We start from the raw sequence: 7,162 nt of genomic DNA, 5'->3' as shown, positions 1-7,162 counted from the left end.
GTCCCCGGGGTGCCTCCCGGGGACCGCTCGCCGTTGGGGGGATCAGGTCAGAGGGGAGGCGGACGCGGCGGTGACCAGCCGGTCCGTGGCGGCGATCGCGGCGCGCCGCAGCGCGGTGAGCGCCGCAGCGTCCGCCGCGCCCCGCAGCGCGTACGTGGCCGACGCTGCGCCCGAAGCGGCGTCGGCGAGGTCCGGGGCCAGCACGGTCACCAGCATCAGCGGCGCGGTGATCGCGGCCCGCGTGGCGTGCGACTCCGCACGCGCGGCGGCGTAGCCGTCCTGGTCGCCGGCAAGGCGCAGGTCCTCGCGGACCCGCATCGCCCGGCGGTGCGCGGCGAGCGCGGACACCAGATCCGTCACCGCCGTCAGCCTCTCCCGGCGCCGGTCCTCCGACCGGACCGCGACGCGCTCGGTACGGGCCCCGCGCTGTTGCAGCAGATACGCCATGGCCGTACCGAGCAGGGTGCCGAGAACGGCTATCAGGGTGGTCAACACAGGTACTCCCGGAACGAAAAAGGGGGCGGTGAGGGACATCAGACGGCGGGCCACCCGGGTCTCCCGGGCGGCCCGTTGTGCGCAGGTCAGCGGCGCAAAGCCCAGGAAACGAGGCCGCTCACCACGTCGGTGACGTCGGTGACACGGCCGGACTCCAGCTCATCGGCACGGGCCTCCAACTCCTCCGCCCGCGCCCCGTTGCCGCGCTCACGCACAACACGGACCGCCGCACGGTTGTCGACGGCCTGCTTCTCCAAACGCTCCATGAACGATCCTCTCGACGGACGGTGAAGCCCCACGACTCCCCGCACCCCGGCCGTACGGCCCCGCACACGGCGGGCCGGACGGCCGGGGGAGGCAACCGGCGCAGCGTGAGCCGCTGCGAAGGCCGGAAGGAAGTGGACCGAGCTACTGCACAGGCGACGCCAGCCGGTCCATCACGGCGACGCCCAAAGCTGTCGTTGGCGCATCGGAACTCCTGTCGCTCGATGTGAGGGGCGGAGACGCGCGGGCCTGAGCCGCGCCGGACACCTTTTGCGGGAGGTGACGGCCCGTACTGCGCGATATGGATCTGTGCCTCAGTCCCGCTCCCCCGAGGAATCGCATCTCGGTCTCTTCGCGCGGCGTGGGTGCCCTTGGGCAGATCCGTTCTTTTGAGTCGGCACGTGTCCCTGACGGGAGATGACCGACTGGTCTCCAGTCGCCTTAGCCGGAGTGGTCACGGCCGTCGTACCTGCGCTGGATCACGCTGTTGAGTTGTCGCAGAGAGCGTTCACGCATGCCGGATAAGCCCCTTCCAGAGCCCCTGGGCGGCAGAACCTCCCTAGGGATATTTAAACCACACCTCCCTAGGGAGGTCAACAGGGCACGAAAAAAGGGCCCGCGTGAGCGGGCCCTTTGTGCAGCGTTCGTTCAGGTCAGCCGGTGATGTGGTACTCCATCACGTAGACCCCAGCGTCCAGGAGCATCCGGTTCACCTCGACCGGTCGGCCGTCCTCCGTGAGCGCGGTCCGGTAGATCTCCACAACCGGCGTGCCCTCGGTGAGGTGCAACCGATCCGTCTCCTCTTGACTGGGCATCCGTGAGCGCAACTCTTCGATGAAGCGGACGGGCTTGGCGCCCAGCTCGGCCAGACGGGCGTACGTGCCACCCGGGCCGGTGTCTTCCTGAGCAATGGCCGACTCGCGTACGAGATCGGCCGGCAGGTACGAGATGGCCGCTTGGACGGGTTCGCCTTCAACAGTGAACAAGCGATCCCGGACCACCACGGGCGCACCCTCCGCCAGATCCAGGATGCGCGCCACGTCATCGGGCGCGGGCGCCTCATAGACCCGCAGGCCCGTGACGCTCATGGGTCGCTCCCCGACGTCAGCGCTCCAGATGGAGCGGCCGTCACCCCACCCCTCCTGAGCAAGCCGCTTGTTCGCGACCCTCCGGATCGGCTGGAACTCCCGGACGTAGGTACCGCTCCCCTTCTTACGGACCGCCAGCCCTTCCGTGACCAGCAACATCAGGGCCCGCCGCGCCGTCTCCTTGGCCACCCCGTGCTGTTTCACGAGGGCAGGCTCACCAGGAAGCCGCTTGCCGGGCGCCAGGTCGCCGGAACGAATGCGCTCCCGCAGTTCGTCGGCGATGTCCCGAGCGGTTTCCGCCATCAGCTCCTCACTTCCCTAGGGTGGTTCCAGGTACCAAGCTTGACACAGACGTGTCGTGTACCCGCATCACGGAGTGCCACGAATCTGCACGCGAGCGACGGGGTCGCACTGGGACCCCACCCGATCAGACCCCTAGCTTCCCAAGCGGGCGATTGTCAGTGGCCCCCATTAAGATGCACCCCTTTTCCAAAGCTCTACGCGGATAGAAATAAGTACGGAATCAGACCTTCCGCCTTCACGCCCAGTGATATGCGTCAGGATGGAAAATTTTTTCTCTCCACAGCTGGTGGAAAGTAAAAGTCGCAGCTCAGCCCCCATTCTGTGGATGGACCTGTGGTTTGTACACCGCCCTGTCCACCGGATCATGCACAGGAAATCACGCCTTACCCACAGTAATAGCGCCGTTGTCCACAGGGGCTGTGGACAACCAGATTGGCGGTCGGCTAACGCGCTGTCACTATTGCCGCTGACGGGTGGCGTGGTCGCCAAAAAGGGCGACCCCCGCTGGCACGGGAGCCGCCCCGACCTTGTCCCTAGCTTGAGAAAGGTCTACCGATGACGGTACCCATGAATCCTCAGACACCGCGCTCCGAGGCCAGGGCTGTGGATGAAGCGAGGCCCCCTAGGCGGGTCAAGTTGATCCGTGGCCGACGGCTCGTCACGGCCGGCGTGGTTACAGTCGGCCTTGGCGTGGTCGCCCTGGTGCTGACGTTTCCGCGCCTTGCAACGCCCATCGGTACGTCCGCCGGCGTCGTCGCCGTAGTCGTTCCGTTGGTGCAGCGCGCGGGACGCAACGGGTCATCTGATGGTGGAACGGAAGATGAGCCGTAGACACCTGCAAGCGCCACGTCGTTGGTGACTATGCTCCGCGATTCCCCGCAGTCCGCTGTGGTTCCAGTTGATACTGAATGCCCACAACGACACCAAGGGGGTAGATGTGGCACAGAAGCCCGTACCGAAGCATCTGACGATCACCATCGACTTCGACCTTCAGACTGAAGGGTCGACGGTCCATTACAAGCGCGCCCACACGGCTTACGAGGCGGCCGTCACGGCGGCGATCAGTGAAGCGACGAGGGTACTGCCGTCCGACAGCATCAAGGCGATCACGAGCGAGATCGACTGGTCGTACCGATGGCAGCGGGCGCCTGACGTGCACTTCACACGCCTGAATGCCGACGACACCACCCACTCGGATGCCGAAGAGGAGGAGAGGCAGTGGGACGATGACGGCCTCTTCTTTGACATCGAGAGCGGTCGTTGGATGAGGTCCGTGACAGTTCAGGGCGGCGATGTGGAAGTAGTCGAGCTGGACGACTGAGGCAGCACAGCGAAGAGCCCCGCCCCGAGAGCCGGGGCTCTTCTCGCCTCACAGGGCTGGGGGAGCCGCTATGGCCAGACCCCGGAATTGCGCAGCAGAGTCGCTGGTCACACCGAAGAAGGGCCGTCTCAGTTTCCGTCTCATTCACTCCCGTCCAGAGCCGTTCAGGGCAGTCCGGGCAGGGGACGGGAGTACGGGACTGAACGACGCTGAACGACCCCGGATCATGCCCTGACCAGCACGAACAGACCTCGAAAGCGAGTGTGGCGCAAGTCACCGAGGGTTCAAATCCCTCCGCTACCGCCGAAGAAGGGCCCCGTCTCAGGACGGGGCCCTTCGTGCGTCCGGACGGCCGGGCGGGCGCCGTCTCCCCCGGGCACCCGGGAGGGGTCCTGCAGGTGGACGGGACCCTTCGTACTGTTGATCTCCGGCGCGGCCCGGAGGATACACTCGCCGCCGGTAACAGCAGGCTCTTTCATCTCTTTCGACTCACTCGACACAGCAGGCATGGCAGACGCCGCAGCCAAGGGGAGGCCGCGATGGCGGTGAATGCGAAGAAGATCGTCGTCTACCTACTCATAGTCTTCGTCTTCTACCTGATCATCACCGACCCGGAGAAGGCCGCCGACTACGTGCTGGTGGGGTTCCAGGGCATCTCGGACGCCGCCATGGCGATCGGCGACTTCATGACCTGGGCCGCCAACGGAGGAAACTCATGATCCGCCACCTCGTCCTCTTCAAGCTCGCCGCCGGCGTCGAGCGCGACGATCCGCGGGTCGTGGAGGGCGTCGCGGCCTTCCGGTCGCTGGAGGGCACGATCCCCGAGATCCGGCACTGGGAGCTCGGCTGGAACCTCAGCGACCGCCCCATCGCCTACGACTTCGCCATCAACTCCGCCTTCGAGGACGCGGCCGGGCTGCGCGCCTACGCGGAGCACCCCGAGCACCAGGCGGGCGTCGCGCTGTGGCGGGAGTTCTCCACCTGGGTGATCGCCGACTACGAATTCTGAGCCGCGGCACCGGCCACCGCCCCTCCTCGCGCCGATCCGCCCCGAGCCCTCCGCCGCAACGGCGGGGGGCTTTCGCGTGTCTAAACCAGGCGATTCATCCTCAACACGGGATTATGCGGTACTTGAACACAATGAACTGTCTTGTGATGCTATGACCGCTTTTGACCGATGAGTTGATGGATCACGAGGTGGAGTTGACCGTGCCGGCCAGTACTGCGCCTCAAGCCCCCGCCCAGGAGGAGGCGCCCGCGTCCCCGCCGCCCCGCAGCCGCGGCGCCGACACCCGGGCACTGACCCAGGTGCTCTTCGGGGAGCTCAAGGAACTCCAGCCGGGTACGCCGGAGCACGACCGCGTACGTGGGGCGCTCATCGAGGCGAACCTCCCGCTCGTGCGCTACGCGGCCGCCCGCTTCCGCTCCCGCAACGAGCCGATGGAGGACGTGATCCAGGTCGGCACCATCGGCCTCATCAACGCCATCGACCGCTTCGACCCGGACCGGGGCGTGCAGTTCCCGACGTTCGCGATGCCGACCGTCGTCGGCGAGATCAAGCGGTACTTCCGCGACAACGTCCGCACGGTGCACGTACCGCGGCGGCTGCACGAGCTGTGGGTGCAGGTCAACAGCGCCACCGAGGACCTGACCACCGCCTTCGGGCGGACGCCCACCACCTCCGAGATCGCCGAACGGCTGCGCATCACCGAGGACGAGGTGCTGTCCTGCATCGAGGCCGGACGGTCGTACCACGCGACCTCCCTGGAGGCCGCCCAGGAGGGCGACGGGCTGCCCGGACTCCTGGACCGCCTCGGCTACGAGGACCCGGCCCTGGACGGCGTGGAGCACCGCGACCTCGTACGCCATCTGCTGGTGCAGCTCCCCGAGCGCGAGCAGCGGATCCTGCTGCTGCGCTACTACAGCAATCTGACCCAGTCGCAGATCAGCGCGGAACTCGGGGTCTCCCAGATGCACGTCTCCCGGCTCCTCGCGCGCAGCTTCCAGCGGCTGCGCTCCGCGAACCGCATCGAGGCGTAACCGGATACAGGAGCGACCCGTCACCGGGGAGAGCGAATCGCTCACCGGGCTGTTGCCGACGGTTCCGTGTCGAAAAACCGTCAGACCCCCTGTGTCCAGGGGGTATTCACGTTTCACGTGTCGACATGTCACTACAGCGTGTTGCCGACATGTGACATTCTTCGGGAAGCGCGTTTGCCGTGGCTCCGGCTCCGGTATTCAGGTGAAGGCTGACGTTCCGCACCCGGGGCGTCCGCCGCGACCGTCCCGCGACCCAGAGGGGGTGGCATGTCCGTAGACCAGGGCAGCTCGAAGGTGCTCACGCTCATGAAGAGCGAGTCCGCACCCGACACCGCGCTCGACGATGTTTCGGCCCTTGAGGCCGTTCCGGCCCCGGCTCTCCCGGCAGCCGAGATCACAGCCGTGCCGGTTTCGGCGGACATCGACACCCGCACCTTGTCCCGCTCCCTGTTCCTGCGGCTCGCCGCACTGGACGAGAACAGCCCCGAGCGTGCCTACGTCCGGGACACCCTGATCGAGCTCAACCTCCCGCTCGTGCGGTACGCGGCGGCCCGGTTCCGCTCGCGCAACGAGCCGATGGAGGACATCGTCCAGGTCGGCACCATCGGCCTGATCAAGGCGATCGATCGCTTCGACTGCGAACGGGGCGTGGAGTTCCCGACGTTCGCGATGCCGACCGTCGTCGGCGAGATCAAGCGGTTCTTCCGCGACACGTCCTGGTCGGTGCGGGTCCCCCGGCGCCTCCAGGAGCTGCGCCTGGCCCTGACGAAGGCCAGCGACGAGCTGTCCCAGAAGCTCGACCGGTCCCCGACCGTGACCGAACTGGCCGCCGTGCTGGGGGTGTCCGAGGAGGACGTCGTCGACGGCCTCGCGGTCGGCAACGCCTACACCGCCTCCTCGCTGGACTCACCGGCCCCGGAGGACGACGGCGGCGAGGGCTCGCTGGCCGACCGGCTCGGCTACGAGGACACCGCCCTGGAGGGCGTGGAGTACCGCGAGTCGCTCAAGCCGCTGCTGGCCAAGCTCCCGCCCCGGGAGCGCCGGATCATCATGCTGCGCTTCTTCGCCAACATGACCCAGTCGCAGATCGGCGAGGAGGTCGGCATCTCGCAGATGCATGTCTCCCGGCTGCTCACCCGGACCCTGTCCCAGCTGCGCGAGGGCCTCATCTCCGACTGAAGCCTTCATATTTGACGGAGTGTCAGCCACCATGGCCCGATGCTTCGCGCGACATGGACGACATGGACCCCTGGCCGTCGGTGCGCCCTGGCGGGCGCGTCGGCGGCCGTCGTCGCTCTGGGCGGCCTGCTGGCCGCGTGCGGCGGCGCCTCCGGTGAGGGCTACGTCGCCACGGGAGCGGCGGGCGGACCGCCCGGCGCGACCGGTACGGCCGCGGCGCCGAGCGGTGCGGTGAGGCTGGTGCCGCTCGACGGGCGGAAGGCGGGCGGCGAGGGCCGACGGGTGGGCAACTCGCGCGCGTCGGAGGGAAGTCGGACGCGGGGGGCCGGGGAGGGGGCGGTCCGCGCCACCGAGCCGGGACCGGCTCCGTCGTCCGGCGCGGCGTCCGCCTCCGCGAGCGCGCCGGGCGGTTCCGCGGGCCCGCCGGCCGGGACGGCACCGCCCGCGACCGCCTCGCCCGCACCCGCCGGAG

General features: G+C 67.9%; 8 protein-coding genes and 1 pseudogene. 5 read left to right on the top strand and 4 right to left on the bottom strand.

Annotated features, from left to right (window positions below):
• Window positions 1-42: 42 nt before the first annotated feature.
• The 3 genes from SZN_RS33910 to SZN_RS33900 form a co-directional block, all read right to left on the bottom strand.
• Window positions 43-492, bottom strand: coding sequence for a hypothetical protein (locus SZN_RS33910; protein ID WP_007504083.1), 450 nt, complete (start codon window positions 490-492; stop codon window positions 43-45).
• Window positions 493-581: 89 nt separating this feature from the next.
• Window positions 582-761, bottom strand: a complete 180-nt coding sequence (locus SZN_RS33905; protein WP_007504082.1) for a hypothetical protein — start codon at window positions 759-761, stop codon at window positions 582-584.
• Between the two features lie 651 nt (window positions 762-1,412).
• Window positions 1,413-2,150: a GntR family transcriptional regulator gene (locus SZN_RS33900; RefSeq protein WP_007504081.1), complete on the bottom strand. Its 738-nt coding sequence runs from the start codon at window positions 2,148-2,150 to the stop codon at window positions 1,413-1,415.
• Window positions 2,151-3,087: 937 nt separating this feature from the next.
• Here SZN_RS33900 and SZN_RS42075 point away from each other — a divergent pair.
• The 5 genes from SZN_RS42075 to SZN_RS33875 all read left to right on the top strand — a co-directional run bounded on the left by SZN_RS42075 (window position 3,088) and on the right by SZN_RS33875 (window position 6,690).
• Window positions 3,088-3,471 carry a hypothetical protein gene (locus SZN_RS42075; protein ID WP_007504080.1) on the top strand — a complete coding sequence of 128 codons (384 nt, stop codon included), beginning with the start codon at window positions 3,088-3,090 and terminating at the stop codon, window positions 3,469-3,471.
• A 539-nt stretch (window positions 3,472-4,010) separates the two neighbouring features.
• Window positions 4,011-4,190: a hypothetical protein gene (locus tag SZN_RS33890; protein ID WP_007504079.1), complete on the top strand. Its 180-nt coding sequence runs from the start codon at window positions 4,011-4,013 to the stop codon at window positions 4,188-4,190.
• Window positions 4,187-4,480, top strand: a complete 294-nt coding sequence (locus SZN_RS33885) for a Dabb family protein (RefSeq protein WP_007504078.1) — start codon at window positions 4,187-4,189, stop codon at window positions 4,478-4,480. The genes SZN_RS33890 and SZN_RS33885 overlap by 4 nt, the downstream gene beginning before the upstream one ends.
• Before the next feature lie 176 nt (window positions 4,481-4,656).
• On the top strand, window positions 4,657-5,511 hold the full coding sequence (locus SZN_RS33880; protein WP_007504077.1) for an RNA polymerase sigma factor SigF: 855 nt from the start codon (window positions 4,657-4,659) through the stop codon (window positions 5,509-5,511).
• A 267-nt stretch (window positions 5,512-5,778) separates the two neighbouring features.
• Window positions 5,779-6,690: an RNA polymerase sigma factor SigF gene (locus SZN_RS33875; protein WP_007504075.1), complete on the top strand. Its 912-nt coding sequence runs from the start codon at window positions 5,779-5,781 to the stop codon at window positions 6,688-6,690.
• Between the two features lie 161 nt (window positions 6,691-6,851).
• Here the strand turns inward: SZN_RS33875 and SZN_RS41715 are convergent.
• Window positions 6,852-7,162 (bottom strand): annotated as a pseudogene (locus SZN_RS41715) (hypothetical protein); the annotation flags it as partial.

Source organism: Streptomyces zinciresistens K42 (genome assembly GCF_000225525.1).
Classification (GTDB): Bacteria; Actinomycetota; Actinomycetes; order Streptomycetales; family Streptomycetaceae; genus Streptomyces; species Streptomyces zinciresistens.
Note: the sequence above shows the minus strand (reverse complement) of the source record. Positions and strands in the feature narration are given on the sequence as shown.

What these genes read in the sequence shown, in the direction of transcription:
- SZN_RS33875 (WP_007504075.1), top strand. Translation starts at nt 5,779, where the DNA reads ATGTCCGTAGACCAGGGCAGCTCGAAGGTGCTCACGCTCATGAAGAGC.
- SZN_RS33890 (WP_007504079.1), top strand. Translation starts at nt 4,011, where the DNA reads ATGGCGGTGAATGCGAAGAAGATCGTCGTCTACCTACTCATAGTCTTC.
- SZN_RS33905 (WP_007504082.1), bottom strand. Translation starts at nt 761, where the DNA reads ATGGAGCGTTTGGAGAAGCAGGCCGTCGACAACCGTGCGGCGGTCCGT.
- SZN_RS33900 (WP_007504081.1), bottom strand. Translation starts at nt 2,150, where the DNA reads ATGGCGGAAACCGCTCGGGACATCGCCGACGAACTGCGGGAGCGCATT.
- SZN_RS33885 (WP_007504078.1), top strand. Translation starts at nt 4,187, where the DNA reads ATGATCCGCCACCTCGTCCTCTTCAAGCTCGCCGCCGGCGTCGAGCGC.
- SZN_RS33880 (WP_007504077.1), top strand. Translation starts at nt 4,657, where the DNA reads ATGGATCACGAGGTGGAGTTGACCGTGCCGGCCAGTACTGCGCCTCAA.